Below are 22,765 nucleotides of genomic sequence, written 5' to 3' on the forward strand. Positions count from 1 at the left end.
TGAACTTTCTATAACTGTGCGTCATGCAAAAACAGCTACATCCAGATGCCAAAAAACTGGCTACAACGCTGGGTGGCGCCCGGTGGCAGGGTATTCCGGAGACCTGGCGGCAGTATAGGCGCTTCACAAATTCATTACAATTAACCTACATATAGTTTGAAGGGCTTTTGGTCTGAACAGTGAGCAGGATCACGATAACAACATTATTTTAAATTTTAATCATCTGATTTGACAAAAGTTAAACATTCTTGTTACAAACAATGCCAGAAAAGCCGTATAATTCGCAAAAGTTATAGGGTCAGCCTTTCACCTGAGAATAAGTTATGTAACAGTGTATCGGTATTGACCCAATCAATCAGGACCGTTATTAGTGGTACACAGATTTGAATGATATGGACTGCTAACACCCTGATTTGCTGTTTTTTCGCCTGCGTGACTCGTGTTACCTGCAAGCGCCCATTGCTCTGTACCCTGCGTTACACTGATATCAAAACAGAGCTGAGAGCCAAATAAAAAACTGGTAGAGAGTCGCGATTGGTTTGAATGTATTTCCTAAATAATTCGAGTGGCATCGAGGCGGCAACGCGGCGAATCCCCAGGAGCTTACATAAGTAAGTGACTGGAGTTAGCGAGGAAAGCCAACAAAGATGCAACTTGAAGTATGACGGAAATAGGCAAGTCGGGCATCCCGCAGTCTGATGAATAAGGCGCTAAGGAGACCGTAAATGTCTGATAAAAAAGCAACTCTCACCTATAACGGTGATGATGCTCTGGAACTGAATGTGCTAAAAGGCACTCTCGGTCAGGATGTAATTGATATCCGTAGTCTTGGTTCTAAAGGTGTATTTACTTTTGACCCGGGTTTTACCTCTACCGCATCATGCGAATCAAAAATCACCTTTATCGACGGTGATGAAGGCATCTTGCTGCACCGTGGTTTCCCGATAGATCAACTGGCAACACACTCCAATTATCTTGAAGTCTGCTATATCCTGCTGAACGGCGAAAAACCGACCCAGGAACAATACGAAGAATTTAAAACCACCGTCACCCGTCACACCATGATCCACGAACAAATTACACGTTTGTTCCACGGTTTCCGTCGTGACTCCCACCCGATGGCTGTGATGTGTGGTGTGACCGGTGCACTGGCGGCGTTTTATCATGACTCCATGGACGTGAATAACCCACGCCACCGTGAGATTGCCGCGTTCCGCCTGTTGTCCAAAATGCCGACCATGGCAGCCATGTGTTACAAATATTCAATAGGGCAACCGTTCGTTTATCCACGCAACGACCTGTCTTATGCCGGTAACTTCCTGAACATGATGTTCTCCACGCCGTGCGAGAAATACGAAGTTAACCCTATTCTGGAACGCGCCATGGACCGAATTCTGATCCTGCACGCAGACCACGAGCAAAACGCTTCCACATCAACCGTTCGTACTGCTGGCTCAAGTGGCGCTAACCCATTTGCTTGTATCGCAGCCGGTATCGCATCCCTGTGGGGACCTGCGCACGGTGGTGCTAACGAAGCAGCACTGAAGATGCTTGAAGAGATCAGCAGTGTTGAACACATTCCTGAATTCGTTCGTCGTGCGAAAGATAAGAATGACTCTTTCCGTCTGATGGGCTTCGGCCACCGCGTGTACAAAAACTACGACCCGCGTGCCACAGTAATGCGTGAAACCTGCCATGAAGTTCTTAAAGAGCTGAATCTGAAAGATAACAATCTGCTTGAAGTGGCGATGGAACTTGAGCATATCGCGCTTAACGACCCGTACTTCATCGAGAAGAAACTCTACCCGAACGTGGACTTCTACTCAGGCATCATCCTGAAAGCAATGGGTATTCCATCTTCCATGTTTACCGTTATCTTCGCGATGGCGCGTACTGTTGGCTGGATTGCTCACTGGAACGAAATGCACGATGACGGCATTAAAATTGCCCGTCCACGTCAGTTGTATACTGGCTACGAACAGCGTGATTTCAAATCTGATTTGAAAAAATAAGTTCGTTTCTGGAAAGTAAAGAACGCGCCGAAAGGCGCGTTTTTTTTGAGTCAGCGTTATGCCTGTGGGTTATCCGTCAGATTGGTGATGCCCACGCCCTGCGGTGCCGATGTTTGTGTTTCGGTCTGCGACTGGGTTGTTGGCGTCAGTTCGGTGACTTTCGGCGATTGAGTTTCCTGCGTCGCTGCTGGCGCAGCAGGTGGTGTAACCTGCGTCTGTTCGGTCGTGGCAGATGGTGTAACCTGCGTCTGTTCGGTCGTGGCAGGTGGTGTAACCTGCGTCTGTTCGGCCGTGGCAGATGGTGTAACCTGCGTCTGTTCGACCGTGGCGGATGGTGTAACCTGCGTTTGTTCGACCGCGGCAGGCTCTTCAATTTGCTGTTGTATAACAGGAACAGATTCTACCGGAATCGTTTCTGACTTCGGTTTCGGAACCGGGGTTGATGCGCGGACGGTAAATGTCGGTTTACTATTCGCAATGGAATATGTCACGTGGCTGACAACATCGCTCGATGTCGACACTTCAACAGGCGATATGGTTACGCGACCAATCAGCGTACGGGCATAGCCGCCGACTGTATGTTTGCCCTCTGGCAGTTGTAGTTCAAGACTTTTACCCGTCCCCAGCGCACCAGCATCCTTGCTATCAATGGTCACATATATTGTGGTGCCATCGTCGGTTTTCGTTGGGACATGCGTCACGGTCACGCGCGAGGAGCCAAAATCGAAAGCCGATGTCGGGTCTGCGGTTTTCGATTTTGCGCATCCTGTCAGGGCTAAAACGGCTGCTATGGCAGCCAGGGCGAAACGAGAACTCATAGTGCAACGTCTTCCTTTAAATTTTTTTGTGATCTACGTCTCAATATACCCGATCTCCGCGCCATGCGATAAACGCTATCTTCAGGATTATTTAATGCTGACAGCCAGGGCACCAATAAAATGGCCTGGATGAAAGCATTGTTTTCTCAATAATGGCACCGCAGCGTTCGCATTTCTCCCCTGCACGATGAAACACCTTAAAGCTGAAAATAGCCCCATGGTGTTTATTCTCATCCACAGTGCCACGCGTACTGTATGAAAAACGTGGGATATCCAGCAGTGCATGAGACAGTTTATCGAGTTGTTCAGGAGTTAAACTCTGTGCATTATGGTGCGCTAATATCCCAACTGCCCAGAGAATCTCAACGCGCAGATAATTTCCCAGCCCTGCCAGGAAAGCCTGATCCAGCAACAAACTACTGAACTGACGCCTACGAAACCTTGCCGACAACAAGCGTGCTTTCACCTGTTCTGCCGTTAGCGTCATATCAAGGACATCCGGCCCGACACGCAATAAAAACGGATGCTTCAATAGTTGATCGCCATTGAGTATTTCAATATCTGAAGCGCTGTAGAGCAAAATGGCTTTATCAGCAGTCTGCAATCTGACGCGTAAAACACGTGTCGTGTCTGTCGTTTCACCTGCATCAACCACACGCCACACGCCATAAAGTTGGTTGTGGCTGTACATGGTTAACCCATTAGAAAAATGCAACAGCAATGCTTTTCCACGCGTTTCGATACGCTCGATGCTTTGACCAACTAATGTTTGCTCAAACGGCTTCAACTGAGGAAATGCAAACCAGATTTCGGTTAACGCTTTATTTAAAACGGCGGCTTCAAGTTTATCTGCCGCTCGCCTTATTTCTGGACCTTCTGGCATCTCTTTGCCCTTGAAAATTAGTCTTCGTTATTCAGCCGCCAGGCCAGTTGCTCAAGATAGATTTGCTGCTCACGACGCGCTTTAAGGGCTTCTTCCAACGTGCATTGCACGAAATGAACCGGCTCCCCTAAGCGTAATTGCGCAAGGTTAAACATGTCAGCTTCGATCACGCAGGCAATCCTTGGATATCCGCCGGTTGTCTGCGCATCGTTCATCAGCACAATAGGCTGCCCATTGTGCGGCACCTGTACCACTCCCGGCAGTAGCCCATGCGACAACAACTCGCGATCGGTAGTGCGCTCAAGCCGCTGCCCCTGCATGCGATAACCCATGCGGTTACTTTGCGGGCTTAACTGCCACGGTAAACGCCAGAATGCATCTTGCGAAGTGTGCGTAAACTCCTGATATTCCGGGCCCGCCAGCGCACGAATGCGGTTCCCCCACAAGAGCTGCTTTACACCGCGCGACTCCCGGAACCGTCGAGTTGCCGGTAATAGCGGTATTTCATCGCCATCTTTGAGCAAACGCCCTTCGATGCCGCCAATTTGCGCTTTAAGATCGGTACTATAAGAACCCAGGATTTCAGGTACATCCAACCCACCGGCGACAGCAAGATAGCTACGCATCCCGCGATCAGGCACTTTTAGCCTTAATTGCTGGCCCGCTTTCACCGGTAGTCGCCAGCCAGTCCAGACTGTGCGCCCATCCAGTTCAGCGTGGCTTCCTGCACCAGTTAACGCAAACCAGCCATCTCTGGTGAACTCAACAACGCAATGGCCAAGCGTGATTTCCAGCGCGGCACTATCTGGTGCATTACCCACCAGCAAATTAGCAATTTTCAACGCTGGGGTATCAAGGGCACCGCAACGGCTAACACCCAACTGCCGGTAACCAAAACGCCCTGCGTCTTGTATCGACATATGCATTCCAGCACGGATTATTTTCAGCACACCCCCTCCTTTTGAGGCACAAAGCGGACGGTATCTCCCGGCGCCAGTAGTGTTGGCACGTTATCAGCCGGATTAAAGAGCCTCACGGGCGTCTGGCCGATAAGCTGCCAGCCACCAGGCGTTGCCAGCGGATAAATACCCGTCTGGCTGCCGCCAATACCTACCGAGCCTGCAGGAACCATCAAGCGTGGCTCAGCCCGACGCGGCATAGAAAGAGTGGGAGCAAGGCCTGCAAGATAGGCAAAGCCTGGTTGAAAACCGAGAAAATAGACAATGTAATCAACGGATGAGTGCAGCTCCACAACCTGGCTTGCCGATAAGCCGCAATGCCCTGCGACTTCGGCTAAATCAGGGCCAACACTGCCACCATATATTACTGGAATATCAATGCGGCGAGATTCAACCACCATGGCCTCGCTCTCTTCCCACCAGCGCTGGAGCCGCTCAATACCATCCAGTGCCAGGCTTTGCGGTTCACGTAGCACCACAGTGATATTGTTCATCCCCGGAATGACTTCTGAAACAGCGGAAGATTCCAGTAGACGCTGGGTTAATCCCCAGATCCGTTGCTGACTTTCCAGCGATAAAGGTGGTTCCAATTCAAGAACTACCGCACTTTCGCCTAACAGATAACACCGCGCTCTTTGCACTTTTACTCCTCGGTCTGACGTTATGCCGGGTTCGGAATATCGATAAAGGTCACTTCCAAATCTGTCTCACTATTCAGCCAGTCGCTTAATGCCTGAATACCGCCGCGCTCGGTGGCGTGATGCCCGGCCGCATAGAAATGTAGACCTTGTTCACGTGCGGAATGAATAGTCTGCTCTGAAACCTCACCGGTAATAAACGCATCAACGCCAAAACGTGCCGCGCTATCAATAAAACTTTGCCCCCCCCCAGTACACCAGGCGACACGGCGAATTTGTTCAGGACCCGTATCACCGCTCCAAAGCGGTGTACGACCAAGTCGCATCTCAATCCATGAAGCCAGTTCTACGCCAGAAAGCGGTGTTGGAAACTCTCCCCAAGGCACCAGCGGCTCGACTTCCCCTTTGGTTTCAATCCCCAGCAACGCGCCTAATTGCGCGTTATTGCCAAGCTGCGGATGCGCATCGAGCGGCAAATGCCAGCCGTATAAATTGATGTCATTGCTGAGCAGCGCTTTCAGGCGATTGCGTTTCATACCACGAATCACCGGAGACTCACCTTTCCAGAAGTAGCCATGGTGAACAATCACTGCATCGGCATTTTGGCGCACAGCTTCGTCAATCAGCGCCTGGCTTGCGGTCACACCGGTAACGATTTTGCGGACTTCTTCACGCCCTTCGACCTGTAAACCATTCGGCGCGTAATCGCTGATAGCAGCGCTGTTGAGTTTTTCGTTAATTAGGCGTTCCAGTTCGCTATTTTTCATTATCTTTCTCTTCAGATTTACGGGCCGCTTCATAAGCGGCGAGTGTCACGATACGTGCTTGTTTATGGTCAACAATTGGGCGCGGATAGTCCAGTTTCAGTTGTTGTTTGTCCGCCCAGACCCAAGGGGTGTGGATATATTTATCCGGTATATCACTCAATTCAGGCAACCACTGGCGTATAAATTCACCTTTTCCATCAAAGCGCTCGCCTTGGGTGGTTGGGTTAAAGATTCTAAAATAAGGTGCTGCATCAGTGCCGGTCGAGGCCGCCCATTGCCAGCCGCCATTGTTAGCAGCCAGGTCACCATCAATCAGTTGTGACATAAAGTAGCGTTCGCCGCATCGCCAATCGATCAATAAGTCTTTGACCAAAAAGCTCGCCACCACCATACGTAAACGGTTGTGCATCCAGCCAATTGTGTTTAGCTGGCGCATCGCAGCATCCACAATAGGAAACCCCGTATTGCCCTGCTCCCAGGCTATAAGCTGTGATTTATCTTGCCGCCAGATAACGTTATCTGTCCATGAGATAAACGGCTGATAACGGCACAGTTTCGGGTAAGCCACCAGCAAATGGCGATAGAACTCACGCCAGATTAACTCATTTAACCAAACCGAACCTGCGCCTCCATCCAGTGCCTGGGGGTGATTTCTCAGTAAACGGTGCAAACATTGGCGTGGCGAAAGTACGCCAATCGCCAGATAAGCCGACAGGCGACTGGTCCCGTCGATTGCGGGGAAATCACGTTGCTCTGCGTAATCAACCACCGGCTGGCAGCAAAACTGGCGTAGTTGGTGAATAGCCTGCTGTTCGCCGATGGGGAACAGGCGTTCATCGACAGGCTGGCGGGGATAATCAATTTCCGCGAGTGTGTTCGTTTCCGGCAAGGTAATCCCACGGCTTTTCGGGGCCGATACACATTCCGGCAACCCTTCATGCAGCCGCTTGATGAACGCTTTACTAAATGGCGTAAAGACTTTGTACATCTCGTTATTGCCGGTGGTAACGCTTCCCGGCGCCAATAAAACGCTGTCATCAAAACCCTGGCAAACCACCTCGCGGCCCAGCATCTTTTCTACAGCCGCATCACGCTGCCGCTCATTGAACTCGTACTGATAGTTGTAAAACAACGCGTTGACTTTCTGCGCTTCACAAAAGTTTTTCAGGTATTCGACTGAGTCATCAAAACCATCAACCTGGTGAATAAAAAGTTCGATGCCACGCTCAGCAAGAGAGGTATGCAAGCACTGCAAGTGCTGCCATATGAATTCAGCCTGGCGTGGCGACATTTCATGCTGTCGCCATTGACGCGGAGTCGCGATAAAAATGGCTATCACATGCGCGTGTGGGTCACGGCACGCCGCAGCCAGCGCCAGATTGTCATTCACCCGTAAATCATTGCGAAACCAGACCAGATGCGTGGCCATACAACTCCATGTTTAATTAGCAGAATACGATTGTTGAGACGGCATTTAACTAAGTGTAGCAAAGCTGTAAATCAAAAAGGCTACCCGATTGGGTAGCCTTTACGTTAGTCGTGTTAGTCGGGAAGCAACCCGACAAATCTGACTACTACATCATTGGTGTTGCCATACGCACCAGCGTGATGAGTGGTTGTGGGTATACACCCAGTAACAGCACCAGCACGGCGGAGATCAGAACCACTACACCGCCTGCAGTAAACGCCCAGTTAGTTGGCGCATCACGACCTGGTTGTTGCGGTGCGTTCAGGTACAAACTCACCGTCACACGCAGGTAGTAGTACAAACCAATCGCACTACCCAGTACCACAGCACCGGTCAGCCACCACAGGTGAGACTGTACACCTACCGCAATAATGTAGAACTTACCGATGAAGCCGAGCGTCATTGGAATACCTGCCAGTGACAGCATCATCACGGTCATGACCGCAGACAAAATTGGCTTGTGCCAGAACAGGCCACGGTAAGAGTACAGAGAGTCTGCATCCGGGCCACGGTATGGGCTGGACATAAGGCTGACCACGCCGAACGCGCCGAGGCTGCTGAACAGATAACCTGCCAGATAAACACCGACCGCTTCCATCGACATGTTGCCGCTTTGCAGCGCAATCAATGCCACCATCAAATAACCGAGGTGTGAGATAGACGAGTAACCAAGCAGACGCTTGATATTGGTCTGGCTCAATGCCATCAGGTTACCGAAGATGATAGAGATAAAGGCGATAATACCCAGTACCACACGAACTGCTTCGCTATCGCCAACTGGCGCGTAGAGGAACAGACGCATTACCACACCAAAGATGGCGATTTTGCTGGCGGTTGCCAGGAAAGTGGAAACTGGAGCCGGTGCACCCTGGTAAACATCTGGTGTCCACAAGTGGAATGGAACCAGTGACAGTTTAAAGCCAAGTCCAACAATCATCAGACCCAGACCCGCAAGCAGCAGAGGTTCATGCAGCATGTTGTCTGCCAGGCTCTTACCGAGGCTCACAAACGACAGGTCACCTGATTCTGCGTACACCAGCGCCATACCGAACAGCAGGAATGAAGAGGCTGCAGCAGACAGAATGGTGTATTTGATACTCGCCTCAAGCGACCTTTTCTGGCGGAAGGCGTAGCCAATCAAACCGAATAACGGCAGCGAGATCAGCTCAATACCCAGGAACAATGCTGCCAGGTGATTTGCGTTTGCCAGCAGAATACCGCCCAGTGCTGCAATCAACACCAGCAGGTAAAACTCTTCGCGGTTGTCGGTGTAACCCTGAAGCCACGGGTAAGCAAACGTACAGGTCGCAAGGCTCGCCAACAGAACCAGTCCAGTATAGAGCATCGCATAGCCATCAACGCGCATCAGAGGCGTGACATCCATCGCCCCAGCCTGACCCACAAACCACAGTGAAACGAGTGCGGCGTTAAGGCCAATTACTGCCAGTGTTGCATTGACAAAATGGTCGCGTCGCCACGCTATGGAGAGCATCACAACCACCACCGTCAATCCGACGACGAGCAGCGGTAGCAGCGCGATCAATTGTTGAGGAGTTATAGTCATGGCGAATTACGGCCTTGTAGTTGGAATTGAACTGGTAAACCACTGCTGAATATTGCTCATCGCGGCATGCGAAGTATCCAGAATTGGCTGCGGGTAGAAGCCCAACAGGACTAACAACACCACCAGCAACAGGATGATAAAGAACTCGCGCAGCGACATGCCTGCCAGTTGTTTATCACTGATTTCGCTTTTAGCTTTACCGAAGTAAGCACGATGAATCATCGCCAGAGAATAAACTGAGGCAAAGACCAGACCGAAAGTCGAGATAATAGTAATCATTGGCACGACATGGTAACTGCCGAACAGAATCATGAATTCGCCAACAAAGTTACCGGTGCCCGGCATACCCAGCGTTGCCACTGCAAAGAATAACGACAGGCCTGGCAGCCATTTAATTTTGTTCCACAGGCCGCCCATCAGACGCATATCACGAGTGTGCAAACGCTCGTAAATCTGACCACAGATGATGAACATACCGGCCGCAGAAAGACCGTGAGCAATCATCTGAATCACCGCACCCTGATAAGCCAGTTGGCTGCCGGTATAAATGGCAATCAACACAAAGCCCATGTGGGAAACGGATGTGTAAGCAATCAGGCGTTTAATATCAGTTTGTGCGAAGGCCATCCACGCGCCATAGAAGATGCCGATAACACCCAGCCACATGGCAATCGGTGCAAATTCAGCAGACGCTTCTGGGAACAGCGGCAGTGCAAAACGCAACAGACCGTAGGCTGCGGTTTTCAGCAAGATACCTGCGAGGTCAACAGAACCTGCCGTTGGTGCCTGGGAGTGCGCATCCGGCAACCAACCATGCAATGGAACCACTGGCATTTTCACCGCAAACGCAATGAAGAAGCCCAGCATCAGCAACCATTGAACGCTGCTGGACATTTCAGTGTGCAGCAATTGCTCATAGTTAAACGTCCACACACCGGTTGAATTGTAGTGCACGAACACCAGACCAAGAATCGCAATCAGCATCACCAGGCCGCTTGCCTGGGTATAGATGAAGAACTTGGTTGCAGCGGTGATGCGTGTCTTCCCGTCGGAGGCTTTATGGCCCCACAGTGCGATCAGGAAGTACATCGGCACCAGCATCATTTCCCAGAAGAAGAAGAACAGGAACATGTCGATGGCAAGGAACACGCCGATAACGCCACCGAGGATCCACATCAGGTTGAGGTGGAAGAAGCCCTGATATTTTTCGATTTCATTCCACGAACAGAGTACCGCCAGCACGCCGAGCAGACCGGTGAGCACCACCATCAGTAAAGATAAGCCGTCCAGCGCAAGGTGGATGGTTATCCCAAAGCGTGGGATCCACGGCAGGATAAATTCAGACTGCCACTGCGGCAAACCAGCGGATTGCGTCAGTGAATAGCCACCGGCTAACCACAGTTGCAGCGAGAGAGCCAGTGTCAGTCCCATCGTTACCAGCGCAATCCAACGTGGCACTTTTACGCCGAAGCGCTCTGTTTGCCAGCAGAAGAAGCCGCCAATAAAGGGGATTAGTATCAGCCAGGGTAATAGCATGGCATTTGTGTCCCTAAGTCAAAATAAACCAAAACATCACTCACATTCCCTCCCCTTAGCTAGAGGAGGGAATGTTGAATTAGCGCAATACCAGCAGCAAGCCTACAACCACGACCGCACCGATACTCATTGATGCCACATACCAGCGCAGGTAACCGTTCTCGCTCACCAACAGGCCGCGACCTGCAAAGCGTGAAAGAATTGCCGGAATGTTCATCAGTGAATTCAACGGATCGCTCTTGATAAGCCAGGCGATACCCAGGAATGGCTTAACGAAGACTTTGTCATAAAGCCAATCGAAGCCCCAGGCATGGAACCACCAGGTACCAAAGAAGCGACCCGGTGCGCTGTTGGCAATCGCTGTTACCAGAGTACGTTTGCCCAGCCACAGCCATGCTGCAATCAGGATACCGGCGATGGCGACAACACCGGAGGTAATCTCAAGTGCCAGCACGCTACCGTGCGCAAGTTCAGTAGCCGCTGGCAGAACACCAGCAAGCGGCGGAACAATCATTGCGCCAACGAAGGTGGACAACACCAGCAGCACAATCAGCGGCAAGTTATGAGTGATGCCTTTAAGTGGATGCGCGTGAATCTGCTCTTTACCGTGGAAGACGATGAAGATCATACGGAAGGTGTACAGTGAGGTCATAAACGCACCGACCAGACCCGCAACCATCAGGTTCACATGACCATTCGCCATCGCACCGGCCAGAATCTCATCTTTACTGAAGAAGCCCGCAGTAATGAGTGGCAACGCAGACAACGCGGCGCCGCCGACCAGGAAGCAGATATACACCAGCGGAATGGACTTACGCAGGCCACCCATTTTGAAGATGTTTTGTTCGTGGTGGCAGGCAAGAATCACCGAACCAGACGACAGGAACAGCAACGCTTTGAAGAAGGCGTGCGTCATCAGGTGGAAAATCGCCGCATCCCACGCTTGTACGCCCAGCGCCAGGAACATGTAGCCAATCTGGCTCATGGTCGAGTACGCCAGCACACGTTTGATATCGGTTTGCACAAGTGCTGCGAAGCCCGCCATCACCAGCGTGACCGCACCCACGATACCCACTAAATGCAGCACTTCAGGCGTTAGCAGGAACAGGCCGTGAGTACGGGCAATCAGGTAGACACCCGCGGTAACCATGGTCGCTGCGTGGATCAGCGCTGAAACAGGCGTTGGGCCTGCCATTGCATCCGCAAGCCAGGTCTGCAAAGGCAACTGAGCAGATTTACCCACCGCGCCGCCTAACAGCATCAGGGTTGCCCACATCAGCATTTGGTTGCCCGCCGCAAAGTGCTGCGGTGCCAGTTCAACCATTTCGCGGAAGTTCAGCGTGCCCAGTTCGTTGTAAAGAATGAACAATGCGAAAGCGAGGAACACATCACCCACGCGAGTCACAACGAAGGCTTTCATAGCCGCAGCGCCGTTCTTCGGATCGGTATAGTAGAAACCAATCAGCAGATACGAGCATAGACCTACGCCTTCCCAACCGAGATACATCAGCAACAAATTATCGCCAAGCACCAGCACGACCATGCTTGCAATAAACAGGTTGGTGTAAGCGAAGAAGCGAGAGTAGCCCTCTTCCCCACGCATATACCAGGATGCGTACATGTGGATCAGGAAACCAACGCCGGTCACCACCGACAGCATGGTCAATGACAAACCGTCGAGGATCAGGTTGAAGCCGATATTAAAATCGCCAACTGACATCCAGGTCCATAACGGCTGGGTGAACGCTTCTCTTCCGTTGTTAAAGAAATCAACCCCAACAATCGCGGTGACTAACGCCGCAAGACCGATTGAGCCGACCCCAACCGTTGCAGAAAGGTTTTCTGACCAACGACCGCGAGAGAACGCCAACAATAAAAAGCCAATAAAAGGCAAAAGAATGGTTAACCAGAGAAGGTTCATCCACGCATCTCACTTACTGAATCGATATTCAGGCTCTGGCGACGACGATGGAGCTGCAGTAACAGTGCGAGGCCAATACTGGCTTCGGCGGCAGCTAAGCTAATCGCAAGAATATACATCACCTGGCCATCAGCCTGGCCCCAGTAACTGCCAGCTACCACAAACGCCAGGGCAGCAGCGTTGATCATCACTTCCAGGCTAATCAGCATGAAAAGCAGGTTGCGACGAATCACAAGCCCCGTCAGCCCCAATACGAACAAAATGGCAGCGAGGATTAGTCCATGTTGCAGCGGAATCATACGTGCTCCTCCGTTTTTCTTTTCGCGGCTGCGTCAGCCTGGCGATTGCTCAGCACTTCACCCTGACGGTCTTCACGACCCAAGTGGAATGCAACAACCAGACCCGCCAGCAGCAGCATTGAGGCTAATTCCACTGCCAGAACATACGGTCCGAACAGCGCAATACCTACCGCTTTTGCACTCACTGGCGTACCGTCAATCCCCTGGTCATTCAGACCCAGGATTGCGTAAACCAGCACTGAAAGCAGAACGGCTGACAAAATGCCAGGGCCAATCCACAACTGCGGTTTCAGCCAGTTACGCTCTTGTTCAACGACCGCACCGCCGAGGTTGAGCATCATTACCACAAAGACGAACAACACCATGATGGCGCCGGCGTAGACGATAATCTCAAGCGCTGCGGCAAAGTAAGCTCCCAGGGAGAAGAACACCCCGGAAATAGCCAACAGCGAGATAATCAAATACAGCAAGGCATGCACCGGGTTGGTATGCGTGATCACCCTTAGGGTGGTCCCGACCGCGATGATTGCGCATATATAAAAAGCGAATTCCATTGCCTTGCTCCTTTAAGGTAATAGGCCTTTGACGTCGATAGGCTTGGCTTCGTTTTCCGCTTCGCCCTTATCTTTGCCGTCGATTGCCATACCTGCCATCCGGTAGAAGTTATATTCCGGGTATTTGCCCGGACCGGAGATCAACAGATCCTCTTTTTCGTACACCAAATCCTGGCGCTTAAACTCACCCAGTTCGAAATCAGGTGTGAGCTGAATAGCCGTTGTTGGGCACGCTTCTTCGCACAGACCACAGAAGATGCAGCGCGAGAAGTTGATACGGAAGAACTCTGGATACCAGCGGCCGTCTTTCGTTTCTGCTTTTTGCAAAGAGATACAGGCTACCGGGCAAGCTACTGCACACAAGTTACAGGCAACACAGCGCTCGGCACCGTCCGGATCGCGAGTTAACACGATGCGACCACGGTAGCGCGGCGGTAAATATACTGGTTCTTCCGGATACATCTGCGTTTCACGTTTGGCAAACGCGTGCAGACCGATCATCCAGATACTGCGTACCTGGGTGCCGAAACCAACCGCTAACTCTTTCAATGTCATGGTTTTTTCACCCCTTATGGTGCCTGATAGAGAATGACCGCGGCGGTCACCAGCAGATTAACCAGTGTCAACGGCAGGCAAATTTTCCAGCCGAAGGACATCACCTGGTCATAACGCGGACGAGGCAATGCTGCACGGATCAAAATGAACATCATCATGAAGAATGCAGTTTTCAGCGCAAACCAGATGAAAGGTGGTAACCACGGACCATGCCAGCCACCAAAGAACAGGGTGACAATCAGGGCTGAAACCGTAACGATGCCGATGTATTCACCAACGAAGAACAGGCCAAACTTCATGCCTGAATATTCGATGTGATAACCATCTGCCAGTTCTTGCTCAGCTTCTGGTTGGTCAAACGGGTGACGGTGACAAACTGCAACACCAGCAATTGCGAACGTAACAAAGCCGAAGAACTGCGGAATCACGTTCCACAGGTTGGCTTGGTTATCAACGATATCGCCCATATTGAATGAACCCGCCTGCGCAACAACGCCCATTAGCGACAGACCAAGGAACACTTCGTAGCTGAGTGTCTGCGCAGACGCACGCATCGCACCCAGCAATGAGTATTTGTTGTTACTCGACCAGCCAGCGAACAGCACCGCGTAAACCGCGAGACCTGCCAGCATCAGGAAGAACAAAATACCAATGTTCAGATCGGCGACTACCCAGCTTGGGCTGACCGGCACAATCGCAAAGGCCAACAGCAGCGAGGTAAAAGCAATCATCGGAGCCAAGGTAAAGATGACGCGGTCCGCAAAGCGTGGAGTCCAGTCTTCTTTAAAGAACATCTTGATCATGTCCGCGACTAACTGGAGCGAGCCGCCCCAGCCAACACGGTTCGGTCCGTAACGGTTCTGGAACAGGCCCAGCAAACGACGCTCACCAAAACTCATGAACGCACCGCAGGTCACCACGACCAGCAGGATAACGACCGCTTTGAGAATGCTCAGCAGAATGTCGATAACATCCGGTGTTAACCAACTCATTGGCCAGCCTCCTGAAGATTTTCAATACGAGCACCCGCCAGTACCGGAGCAATGCCAGGCATACCCATCGGTAAACCAACCTGCCCTGCTGCCAGCCCTTCGGAAAGTTGCAGCGGCAGACTTAACGTCTGGCCTTCATAGCTAAACGAAATCAGGCTTCCCGCGTTCACGCCCAGTTTTGCAGCATCAGCCGGATTCAGCTTGATATACGGCTCGGCCATACGGCTCTGGAAAACAGGAGAACGTTGAGACATTTCATCACTGCCAAACAGATGGTAGTAAGGCGCAATACGCCATTTCCCTTCTTCTGCCTGGAAGATTTCCGGCACATCGGTGAAGTAATCGATACCCGTTTCGGACGCTTCAATCAGACGCACACCCGGATCGCCGTGACGCAGTTTGCCACCCACTTCAGCCTGGAATTTGTTCCATGCCTGAGGTGAGTTCCAGCCTGGTGCCCATGCGAATGGGATTTGCTGACGATTTGCAGACGGGCTGTTATTCCCTTCCATAGAGAAGGCGAACATAGTGTCTTTATCCTGCGGCTGGCGCGGTTCATGCACACTGATGTTCGCACGCATTGCCGTACGACCACTGGAGCGGATTGGGGAACGCGACAGTTTCTGACCACGAATACGGAAGCTGGCATCAGGTGCCGCCTCTTTAATTCCGGCCAGTTGTGGCAACGCCTTCACGCACGCATCAATAACATCATCTAACTGCGTCCAGTCCACTTCACGGCTTTCAACTGTGCTGTGCAGTGAATGCAACCAGCGCCAGCTTTCCAGCATCACAATGGAGTGGTCGTAGTAAGACGGGTCATAAACCTGGAAGAAACGCTGTGCGCGGCCCTCGTTGTTGATAACCGTACCATCGCTTTCAGCGAAGCTTGCGGTGGAGAGCACCAGATGGGCTTTATCCATAATCGCAGTGCGCTGATGGTCGATAACCATCACCAGCGGAGCTTTACTGAGTGCTGCGTCAACACGTGCCGCAGAGGCATGGCGATGAAGATCGTTTTCCAGCACGACTACCGCATCGGCAGAACCGCTCTCCAGTTCGCTCAGTGCTTCTTCAAGAGAACCACCGCCGATAAGGCCTAGCCCAACACTGTTGACTGCGCGAGCAACCATAGTGATACCAACATCGGCACCACGGCCTTTCAGTGCTTTAGCAACGTTTGCTGCCGCCTGAATCACCGCTTCGCTTCCGGCGTTAGTACCGGATACGATCAATGGTTTTTTCGCACCCGCCAGCGCTTGAACAATCACGTCGACTTTATTTTTCAGGTCGCGATCAAGTTCAACAGCGGGAGAGTTGCTGTCCAGTGCGTTGGCGATAGCAAAGCCCAGACGCGCCTGATCTTCAACCGGCGCACGGTAAGTCCATGCGGCGATATCATCCAGACGAGTGCTGTCGATATTGGTGACAAACAACGGGTGTTTCGCGTGCTGGCCAATGTTCATGATCGCCGCGATTTGCCAGTCAGCAACTTTCTGTGCTGCTGCCATTTCACGTGATTTCCCTTTCACTGCCTGACGCACAGCCAGTGCAACACGTGCGCCGGTCTGAGTAATGTCTTCGCCCAGCACCAGAACCGCATCGTAGGTTTCGATTTCACGCAGTGCCGGAGTGTGAATGCCACTTTCTTGCAGTACTTTGAGCATCAGTTGCAGACGTGCTTGTTCACCTGTTGCAATACCGGTGTAGAAATTATCTGCACCCACCAGTTCACGCAGCGCGAAGTTGCTTTCAACGCTGGCACGTGGGGATCCGATACCGATCACTTTCTTCGACTGGCGCAAAATATCTGCCGCGCCCTGCATCGCTTGTTCAGCGTTCAGGGTGATCAGATCGTCGCCACGGCGTTGGATCGGCTGACGTGGACGATCCTTCAGGTTGACGTAGCCATAACCGAAGCGGCCACGATCACACAGGAAATAGTGGTTCACGGTACCGTTGTAACGGTTTTCGATACGACGCAATTCACCGTAACGCTCACCAGGGCTTGTGTTACAGCCGATGCTGCACTGCTGGCAAATGCTAGGGGCGAACTGCATATCCCACTTACGGTTATAACGCTCGGAGTGAGTTTTATCAGTGAATACACCGGTCGGGCAGATTTCTACCAGGTTACCGGAGAATTCGCTCTCAAGCGTACCGTCTTCAGGGCGGCCGAAGTAGACGTTGTCATGAGCGCCGTAAACACCCAAATCGGTGCCGTCAGCATAATCTTTGTAGTAACGCACACAGCGGTAACAAGCGATACAGCGGTTCATTTCGTGAGAGATGAATGGGCCGAGGTCCTGATTACGGTGAGTACGCTTGGTGAAACGATAGCGACGGAAGCTATGACCGGTCATTACCGTCATATCTTGCAAGTGGCAGTTGCCGCCTTCTTCACAAACCGGGCAGTCGTGTGGGTGGTTGGTCATCAACCATTCCACTACGCTTTCGCGGAATTCTTTAGCTTCGCCGTCATCAATAGAGATAAACGTGCCATCAGAAGCTGGTGTCATACAAGACATCACCAAGCGACCACGAAGATCTTCTGCGTTCTGATATTGCTTCACCGCGCACTGGCGGCAAGCACCGACGCTACCAAGCGCCGGGTGCCAGCAAAAATAAGGAATATCAAGGCCGAGCGACAGACATGCTTGCAGCAGGTTGTCTGACCCATTTACCTCATATTCTTTGCCGTCTACATGTATCGTAGCCATAGTCAGCATGCTTCCAATTAATTATAAAATTTTATAACCTGCAAACTTGTTGTCAGGTATCACCAGCGCGCTTTTAATAAGTTCGGTTGGATGCCAGCAATGGCACGCGTGTTACCGAAATCTTGTTTGGCAATGCCTGCTTCGAATTCGTCGCGGAAATATTTAATCGCACTCTGTAATGGCTCAACCGCACCTGGCGCATGCGCACAGAAGGTTTTACCCGGACCGAGGAAACGACACAGTTGCTCAAGTGTCTCGATATCCCCAGGCTGGCCTTCGCCACGCTCCAGCGCACGCAGAATTTTCACACTCCACGGTAGGCCATCACGGCAAGGTGTACACCAGCCGCAAGATTCACGGGAAAAGAACTCTTCCAAATTGCGCACCAGCGGAACCATACCAATTTCATGGTCAACCGCCATCGCCAGCGCCGTACCTAAACGACTGCCTGCTTTACCGATGCTTTCGAATTCCATCGGCAGGTCAAGATGCGATTCGGTCAGGAAGTCTGTCCCTGCCCCGCCCGGCTGCCAGGCTTTGAATTTCAGGCCATCACGCATACCACCGGCGTATTCTTCAAGAATCTCACGTGCGGTGGTACCGAACGGTAATTCCCAGACGCCTGGGTTTTTCACACGCCCGGAGAAGCCCATCAGCTTGGTGCCAGCATCTTTGCTGGTCGAAATGCCCTGATACCATTCCACGCCGTTGGCCAGAATCGCTGGCACGTTGCACAGAGTTTCAACGTTATTAACACACGTTGGTTTACCCCACACGCCGCTTGAGGCAGGGAATGGTGGTTTTGAACGTGGGTTCGCGCGGCGGCCTTCCAGGGAGTTAATCAATGCGGTTTCTTCACCACAGATATAACGCCCGGCACCGGTGTGCACGATAAGCTCAAAATCAAAACCAGAACCGAGAATGTTTTTGCCCAGCAAACCTGCTTCGGTTGCTTCAGCAATCGCGCGGCGCAAATGCACAGCCGCTTCGATGTACTCACCTCGCAGGAAGATATAACCGCGGTAGGCTTTCAGCGCGAATGCAGAAATCAGCATGCCTTCCACCAAAAGGTGCGGCAGTTGCTCCATCAGCAAACGGTCTTTATAGGTGCCGGGTTCCATTTCATCGGCGTTACACAGCAGGTAACGGATGTTCATAGACTCGTCTTTCGGCATCAGGCTCCACTTCAGACCGGTGGAGAAACCTGCGCCGCCACGCCCTTTCAGACCTGAGTCTTTAACGCGGGTAACGACTTCGTCTGGTGCCAGGCCTGTCAAAGCAAGACGCGCACCTTCGTAGCCGTTTTTGCTGCGATATTCATCCAGCCAGACAGGCTGTTTGTCATCACGCAACCGCCAGGTCAGCGGATGGGTTTCGGCAGTACGAATAATCGTCTTCATTTATACTGCTCCAGCAAATCAGGGATTGCTTCCGGCGTCAGATAGCTATGAGTGTCCTCATCAATCATCATGGTCGGCCCTTTGTCGCAGTTACCCAGACAGCAGGTTGGCAGCAGGGTAAAGCGACCATCAAACGTGGTTTGACCCGGTTTGATGTCCAGTTTTGCTTCAATGGCAGACTGAATGCCCTGATAGCCCGTAATGTGGCAAACCACGCTATCGCAATAACGAATGACATGGCGGCCTACCGGCTGGCGGAAAATCTGGCTATAGAATGTGGCAACACCTTCTACGTCGCTGGCTGGAATACCCAGAACTTCAGCGATGGCATAAATAGCGCCGTCTGGCACCCAGCCACGCTGCTTCTGAACAATTTTCAGCGCTTCGATAGAGGCTGCGCGAGCATCTTCGTAATGATGTTTTTCGTGCTCAATCGCATCACGCTCGAATTGACTCAGCTCAAAGGCTTCTGCCTGGGGTTGTTGTTTATCGTGCATAGTTAGCGATCCACATCAGACATTACAAAATCGATACTACCCAGATAGACAATCAGGTCAGAAACCAGACTGCCGCGAATCGCCGACGGGATTTGCTGCAAGTGCGCAAAGCTCGGGGTACGAATACGGGTACGGTAGCTCATGGTGCTGCCGTCGCTGGTCAGGTAGTAACTGTTAATCCCTTTCGTCGCCTCAATCATCTGGAAGGATTCGTTAGCCGGCATAACCGGGCCCCACGAAACTTGCAGGAAGTGAGTGATCAGGGTCTCGATATGTTGCAGCGTGCGTTCTTTCGGTGGCGGCGTTGTCAGCGGGTGGTCAGCTTTGAACGGACCAGCAGGCATGTTTTTCAGGCACTGGTCAAGAATGCGCAAGCTCTGGCGAAGCTCTTCAACTTTCAGCATCACACGGGTGTAGCAGTCGCTGATGCCACCGCCGACCGGGATTTCGAAGTCGAAGTTTTCGTAACCAGAGTAAGGACGAACTTTACGGATATCGAAGTCAACGCCAGTTGCGCGCAGGCCAGCACCCGTTGTGCCCCACTCCAGTGCTTCTTTCTTGCCGTAAGCAGCAACGCCCTGTGAACGACCTTTCAGAATGGTGTTACGCAGCGCAGCTTTCTCGTAGGAATCCAGACGTTTTGGCATCCAGTCGAGGAACTCTTTAAGCAGGCGTTCCCAACCGTTTGGCAAGTCATGTGCAACACCACCGATACGGAACCAGGCCGGGTGCATACGGAAACCGGTAATCGCTTCGACAAGGTCATAGATTTTCTGACGGTCGGTAAAGGCGAAGAACACCGGAGTCATCGCGCCCACGTCCTGAATAAACGTAGAGATGTAAAGCAGGTGACTGTTGATACGGAACAGTTCGGACAGCATGACGCGGATAACGTCAACACGTTCAGGAACCTTGATACCCGCCAGTTTTTCAACCGCCAGCACGTATGGCATTTCGTTTACGCAGCCGCCGAGGTACTCGATACGGTCGGTATACGGAATGTAGCTGTGCCAGGACTGACGCTCACCCATTTTCTCAGCACCACGGTGGTGGTAGCCGATATCCGGTACGCAATCGACAATCTCTTCACCGTCGAGTTGCAGAACGATACGGAATGCACCGTGCGCGGATGGGTGATTTGGACCGAGGTTCAGGAACATGAAATCTTCATGCTCGCTGCTGCGCTTCATGCCCCACTCTTCAGGCTTGAAGGTCAGCGCTTCCATCTCGAGGTCTTCTTTCTGTTTGGTCAATTCAAACGGATCGAACTCGGTGGCACGCGCCGGATAATCTTTACGCAGCGGATGGCCTTCCCACGTTGGCGGCATCATGATGCGCGTCAGGTGCGGGTGACCATTAAAGGTGATGCCAAACATTTCCCAGGTTTCACGCTCATACCAGTTAGCGTTCGGGAACAGTTTGGTAATTGTTGGCACGTTCAGGTCGTTTTCAGACAGCGCCACCTTGAGCATGATATCGCGGTTGCGATCGATGGAAATCAGGTGGTAGAAAACGGAAAAATCCGCAGCCGGTAAACCGTTGCGGTGAGTACGGAGACGTTCATCCATGCCGTGTAAGTCGAACAACATCACGTAGGGCTTCGGTAATTTCTTTAAGAAATCGACCACTTCCAGTAATTGTTCACGCTTAACCCAAGCCACCGGAACTCCGGTGCGGGTTGGCTGAACAGTAAAAGCATCCGGCCCAAAACGGTTACGCAGTTCGCCAATAACCGGATCATCTAAATGGTCACGGGTTTGCCAGGCTTCCTGGTTGGCATCATGCGCAGTTAAATCGGTCATAATTCTCACCATTGCAAATGGTACGTGGTGACTGTTGGTCAGCGGCTTCGCGCTAATATTATTGATATGCGAAGTAAACTCACGCGGACCACAGGCGCAAATTAAATCTCGTCTGGCGACCTAAGATTAGTGACTGCAATACGCTCGCCGCGTTTACGCTCGCGCTCTGATTGCATGTTGGCGCGATACACGCCCTGATCACCAACCACCCAAGACAGTGGACGACGCTCTTTACCAATAGATTCTTGCAGCAACATCAGAGCCTGCATATAGGCTTCCGGGCGCGGCGGACAACCTGGGATGTAAACATCGACCGGCAGGAATTTATCCACGCCTTGCACTACAGAATAGATGTCGTACATGCCGCCGGAGTTGGCGCAGGCACCCATTGAGATAACCCATTTTGGCTCAAGCATTTGGTCATAAAGACGCTGAATAACGGGAGCCATTTTGGTAAAGCAGGTTCCTGCAATAACCATCAGGTCAGCCTGACGCGGGGAAGCACGCAGAACTTCGGCACCAAAACGTGCCACGTCATGTACGGCGGTAAACGAGGTCACCATCTCAACGTAGCAGCACGAAAGACCAAAGTTATAAGGCCAAATTGAGTTTTTACGACCCCAGTTCACCATATCGTGCATAGCATGTTCGAGCTTGCCCATGTACACACTACGGTTGATTTCTTGGTCAAGAGGATCGGTTACGATCTCCTGTTTTTGCAGGGGGTAACGGTCGTTCTCACCGTCGGGGTCTATGCGGGTGAGCGTATAGTCCATCTTATTGCCTCATTTTATGCTCGTTATAATTCAATTTACAGCGGTGTTGGCTGCGTTCATAAACCCCAATCACTTACCTAAGTAAGCTCATGGGATTTACTCGCTTGCCGCCTTGCTGTAATCCGAATTCTTTAGAGCATCTTGCGTATGACGGTTAGTGAGACTGTCGGTTTCCGGGTTGATTTGGGCGCGGCGCGAACGCGCAGGAGTCCAATCAAGCGCGCCAATGCGCACCAGATACACCAGGCCTGCCAGTAGCACTAAAATGAAAATTGCGGCCTCGACGAAGCCTACCCATCCGCTTTCACGGATAGAAACTGACCACGCATAGAGATACAAGGCTTCCACGTCAAAAATAACAAAGAACATGGCAACCAGGTAAAACTTGGCGGAAAGACGTAAGCGCGCTGTACCAACTGAGTCGATACCTGACTCGAAGGGAGTGTTTTTGTGCCGACCCTTAGCTCTCCCGCCAAGGAACCAGGCCCCGAGAAGCATTACGCAACACAGGCCTATGGCAACAATAAGAAAGACTGCGAACGCCCAATGGTGAGCGATAACTTCAGTGGATGTTGACATACTCATTGCTTACTCATCAAAAGTG

General features: G+C 51.8%; 21 protein-coding genes. 2 read left to right on the top strand and 19 right to left on the bottom strand.

Annotation, left to right across the window (positions count from 1 at the left end; genetic code table 11):
• Positions 1-228 precede the first annotated feature (228 nt).
• Together M977_RS26075 and M977_RS04630 are read left to right on the top strand one after the other, a co-directional pair.
• The gene (locus M977_RS26075; protein ID WP_422569040.1) at positions 229-387 is read left to right on the top strand and encodes a hypothetical protein; all 159 of its coding nucleotides are present in this window, start codon (positions 229-231) and stop codon (positions 385-387) included.
• A gap of 338 nt (positions 388-725) precedes the next feature.
• Complete coding sequence (locus tag M977_RS04630; RefSeq protein WP_064512639.1) at positions 726-2,012, top strand: citrate synthase; 1,287 nt, start codon at positions 726-728, stop codon at positions 2,010-2,012.
• 56 nt (positions 2,013-2,068) lie between these two features.
• On the opposite strand, the gene M977_RS04635 is transcribed toward M977_RS04630, so the two are convergent.
• From M977_RS04635 to nuoA, 19 genes are all read right to left on the bottom strand, one after another.
• On the bottom strand, positions 2,069-2,830 hold the full coding sequence (locus M977_RS04635) for a hypothetical protein (protein WP_064512642.1): 762 nt from the start codon (positions 2,828-2,830) through the stop codon (positions 2,069-2,071).
• A 91-nt stretch (positions 2,831-2,921) separates the two neighbouring features.
• Positions 2,922-3,713 (bottom strand): endonuclease VIII, encoded by a 792-nt coding sequence (gene nei / locus M977_RS04640; RefSeq protein WP_064512646.1) that lies wholly within the window; start codon positions 3,711-3,713, stop codon positions 2,922-2,924.
• Positions 3,714-3,730: 17 nt separating this feature from the next.
• Positions 3,731-4,663 carry a 5-oxoprolinase subunit PxpC gene (gene pxpC / locus M977_RS04645; RefSeq protein ID WP_064512647.1) on the bottom strand — a complete coding sequence of 311 codons (933 nt, stop codon included), beginning with the start codon at positions 4,661-4,663 and terminating at the stop codon, positions 3,731-3,733.
• Positions 4,657-5,313 carry a 5-oxoprolinase subunit PxpB gene (gene pxpB / locus M977_RS04650; protein ID WP_064512649.1) on the bottom strand — a complete coding sequence of 219 codons (657 nt, stop codon included), beginning with the start codon at positions 5,311-5,313 and terminating at the stop codon, positions 4,657-4,659. Before pxpB ends, pxpC begins: the two co-directional genes overlap by 7 nt.
• 20 nt (positions 5,314-5,333) lie before the next feature.
• Entirely contained in the window at positions 5,334-6,077 is a 744-nt protein-coding gene (locus M977_RS04655) for a type 2 GTP cyclohydrolase I (protein ID WP_064512651.1), read from the bottom strand.
• Complete coding sequence (phrB, locus tag M977_RS04660; RefSeq protein WP_064512654.1) at positions 6,067-7,506, bottom strand: deoxyribodipyrimidine photo-lyase; 1,440 nt, start codon at positions 7,504-7,506, stop codon at positions 6,067-6,069. The genes M977_RS04655 and phrB overlap by 11 nt, the downstream gene beginning before the upstream one ends.
• A 145-nt stretch (positions 7,507-7,651) precedes the next feature.
• A complete protein-coding gene (nuoN, locus tag M977_RS04665) occupies positions 7,652-9,109 on the bottom strand; it encodes an NADH-quinone oxidoreductase subunit NuoN (protein WP_064512655.1) in 1,458 nt (485 codons plus the stop codon).
• A 6-nt stretch (positions 9,110-9,115) separates the two neighbouring features.
• Positions 9,116-10,645, bottom strand: a complete 1,530-nt coding sequence (nuoM, locus tag M977_RS04670; protein ID WP_064512657.1) for an NADH-quinone oxidoreductase subunit M — start codon at positions 10,643-10,645, stop codon at positions 9,116-9,118.
• A 79-nt stretch (positions 10,646-10,724) separates the two neighbouring features.
• Positions 10,725-12,566 (bottom strand): NADH-quinone oxidoreductase subunit L, encoded by a 1,842-nt coding sequence (gene nuoL, locus M977_RS04675; protein WP_064512659.1) that lies wholly within the window; start codon positions 12,564-12,566, stop codon positions 10,725-10,727.
• Positions 12,563-12,865 carry an NADH-quinone oxidoreductase subunit NuoK gene (gene nuoK, locus M977_RS04680; protein ID WP_034458791.1) on the bottom strand — a complete coding sequence of 101 codons (303 nt, stop codon included), beginning with the start codon at positions 12,863-12,865 and terminating at the stop codon, positions 12,563-12,565. Before nuoK ends, nuoL begins: the two co-directional genes overlap by 4 nt.
• Positions 12,862-13,419: an NADH-quinone oxidoreductase subunit J gene (gene nuoJ / locus M977_RS04685; protein WP_064512664.1), complete on the bottom strand. Its 558-nt coding sequence runs from the start codon at positions 13,417-13,419 to the stop codon at positions 12,862-12,864. The genes nuoK and nuoJ overlap by 4 nt, the downstream gene beginning before the upstream one ends.
• A 12-nt stretch (positions 13,420-13,431) precedes the next feature.
• On the bottom strand, positions 13,432-13,974 hold the full coding sequence (gene nuoI / locus M977_RS04690) for an NADH-quinone oxidoreductase subunit NuoI (protein ID WP_064512666.1): 543 nt from the start codon (positions 13,972-13,974) through the stop codon (positions 13,432-13,434).
• Between the two features lie 14 nt (positions 13,975-13,988).
• Positions 13,989-14,966, bottom strand: coding sequence for an NADH-quinone oxidoreductase subunit NuoH (nuoH, locus tag M977_RS04695; RefSeq protein WP_064512669.1), 978 nt, complete (start codon positions 14,964-14,966; stop codon positions 13,989-13,991).
• On the bottom strand, positions 14,963-17,686 hold the full coding sequence (nuoG, locus tag M977_RS04700; protein WP_064512671.1) for an NADH-quinone oxidoreductase subunit NuoG: 2,724 nt from the start codon (positions 17,684-17,686) through the stop codon (positions 14,963-14,965). The genes nuoH and nuoG overlap by 4 nt, the downstream gene beginning before the upstream one ends.
• A gap of 59 nt (positions 17,687-17,745) precedes the next feature.
• Positions 17,746-19,086, bottom strand: a complete 1,341-nt coding sequence (gene nuoF / locus M977_RS04705) for an NADH-quinone oxidoreductase subunit NuoF (RefSeq protein ID WP_064512673.1) — start codon at positions 19,084-19,086, stop codon at positions 17,746-17,748.
• Complete coding sequence (nuoE, locus tag M977_RS04710; protein ID WP_064512676.1) at positions 19,083-19,583, bottom strand: NADH-quinone oxidoreductase subunit NuoE; 501 nt, start codon at positions 19,581-19,583, stop codon at positions 19,083-19,085. The genes nuoF and nuoE overlap by 4 nt, the downstream gene beginning before the upstream one ends.
• A 2-nt stretch (positions 19,584-19,585) precedes the next feature.
• Positions 19,586-21,397, bottom strand: a complete 1,812-nt coding sequence (nuoC, locus tag M977_RS04715) for an NADH-quinone oxidoreductase subunit C/D (RefSeq protein ID WP_157092035.1) — start codon at positions 21,395-21,397, stop codon at positions 19,586-19,588.
• A gap of 89 nt (positions 21,398-21,486) precedes the next feature.
• Positions 21,487-22,161 carry a NuoB/complex I 20 kDa subunit family protein gene (locus M977_RS04720; RefSeq protein WP_064512680.1) on the bottom strand — a complete coding sequence of 225 codons (675 nt, stop codon included), beginning with the start codon at positions 22,159-22,161 and terminating at the stop codon, positions 21,487-21,489.
• A 96-nt stretch (positions 22,162-22,257) separates the two neighbouring features.
• On the bottom strand, positions 22,258-22,746 hold the full coding sequence (gene nuoA / locus M977_RS04725; protein WP_064512682.1) for an NADH-quinone oxidoreductase subunit NuoA: 489 nt from the start codon (positions 22,744-22,746) through the stop codon (positions 22,258-22,260).
• Positions 22,747-22,765: the final 19 nt, after the last annotated feature.

The organism is Buttiauxella gaviniae ATCC 51604 (assembly GCF_001654835.1).
In the GTDB taxonomy this organism is placed as follows: Bacteria; Pseudomonadota; Gammaproteobacteria; order Enterobacterales; family Enterobacteriaceae; genus Buttiauxella; species Buttiauxella gaviniae.

What these genes read in the sequence shown, in the direction of transcription:
- nuoG (WP_064512671.1), bottom strand. Translation starts at nt 17,686, where the DNA reads ATGGCTACGATACATGTAGACGGCAAAGAATATGAGGTAAATGGGTCA.
- M977_RS04630 (WP_064512639.1), top strand. Translation starts at nt 726, where the DNA reads ATGTCTGATAAAAAAGCAACTCTCACCTATAACGGTGATGATGCTCTG.
- nuoI (WP_064512666.1), bottom strand. Translation starts at nt 13,974, where the DNA reads ATGACATTGAAAGAGTTAGCGGTTGGTTTCGGCACCCAGGTACGCAGT.
- nuoL (WP_064512659.1), bottom strand. Translation starts at nt 12,566, where the DNA reads ATGAACCTTCTCTGGTTAACCATTCTTTTGCCTTTTATTGGCTTTTTA.
- nuoC (WP_157092035.1), bottom strand. Translation starts at nt 21,397, where the DNA reads ATGGTGAGAATTATGACCGATTTAACTGCGCATGATGCCAACCAGGAA.
- nuoH (WP_064512669.1), bottom strand. Translation starts at nt 14,966, where the DNA reads ATGAGTTGGTTAACACCGGATGTTATCGACATTCTGCTGAGCATTCTC.
- nuoJ (WP_064512664.1), bottom strand. Translation starts at nt 13,419, where the DNA reads ATGGAATTCGCTTTTTATATATGCGCAATCATCGCGGTCGGGACCACC.
- nei (WP_064512646.1), bottom strand. Translation starts at nt 3,713, where the DNA reads ATGCCAGAAGGTCCAGAAATAAGGCGAGCGGCAGATAAACTTGAAGCC.
- nuoN (WP_064512655.1), bottom strand. Translation starts at nt 9,109, where the DNA reads ATGACTATAACTCCTCAACAATTGATCGCGCTGCTACCGCTGCTCGTC.
- nuoF (WP_064512673.1), bottom strand. Translation starts at nt 19,086, where the DNA reads ATGAAGACGATTATTCGTACTGCCGAAACCCATCCGCTGACCTGGCGG.
- phrB (WP_064512654.1), bottom strand. Translation starts at nt 7,506, where the DNA reads ATGGCCACGCATCTGGTCTGGTTTCGCAATGATTTACGGGTGAATGAC.
- M977_RS04655 (WP_064512651.1), bottom strand. Translation starts at nt 6,077, where the DNA reads ATGAAAAATAGCGAACTGGAACGCCTAATTAACGAAAAACTCAACAGC.
- nuoK (WP_034458791.1), bottom strand. Translation starts at nt 12,865, where the DNA reads ATGATTCCGCTGCAACATGGACTAATCCTCGCTGCCATTTTGTTCGTA.
- M977_RS04635 (WP_064512642.1), bottom strand. Translation starts at nt 2,830, where the DNA reads ATGAGTTCTCGTTTCGCCCTGGCTGCCATAGCAGCCGTTTTAGCCCTG.
- nuoE (WP_064512676.1), bottom strand. Translation starts at nt 19,583, where the DNA reads ATGCACGATAAACAACAACCCCAGGCAGAAGCCTTTGAGCTGAGTCAA.
- nuoA (WP_064512682.1), bottom strand. Translation starts at nt 22,746, where the DNA reads ATGAGTATGTCAACATCCACTGAAGTTATCGCTCACCATTGGGCGTTC.
- nuoM (WP_064512657.1), bottom strand. Translation starts at nt 10,645, where the DNA reads ATGCTATTACCCTGGCTGATACTAATCCCCTTTATTGGCGGCTTCTTC.
- M977_RS04720 (WP_064512680.1), bottom strand. Translation starts at nt 22,161, where the DNA reads ATGGACTATACGCTCACCCGCATAGACCCCGACGGTGAGAACGACCGT.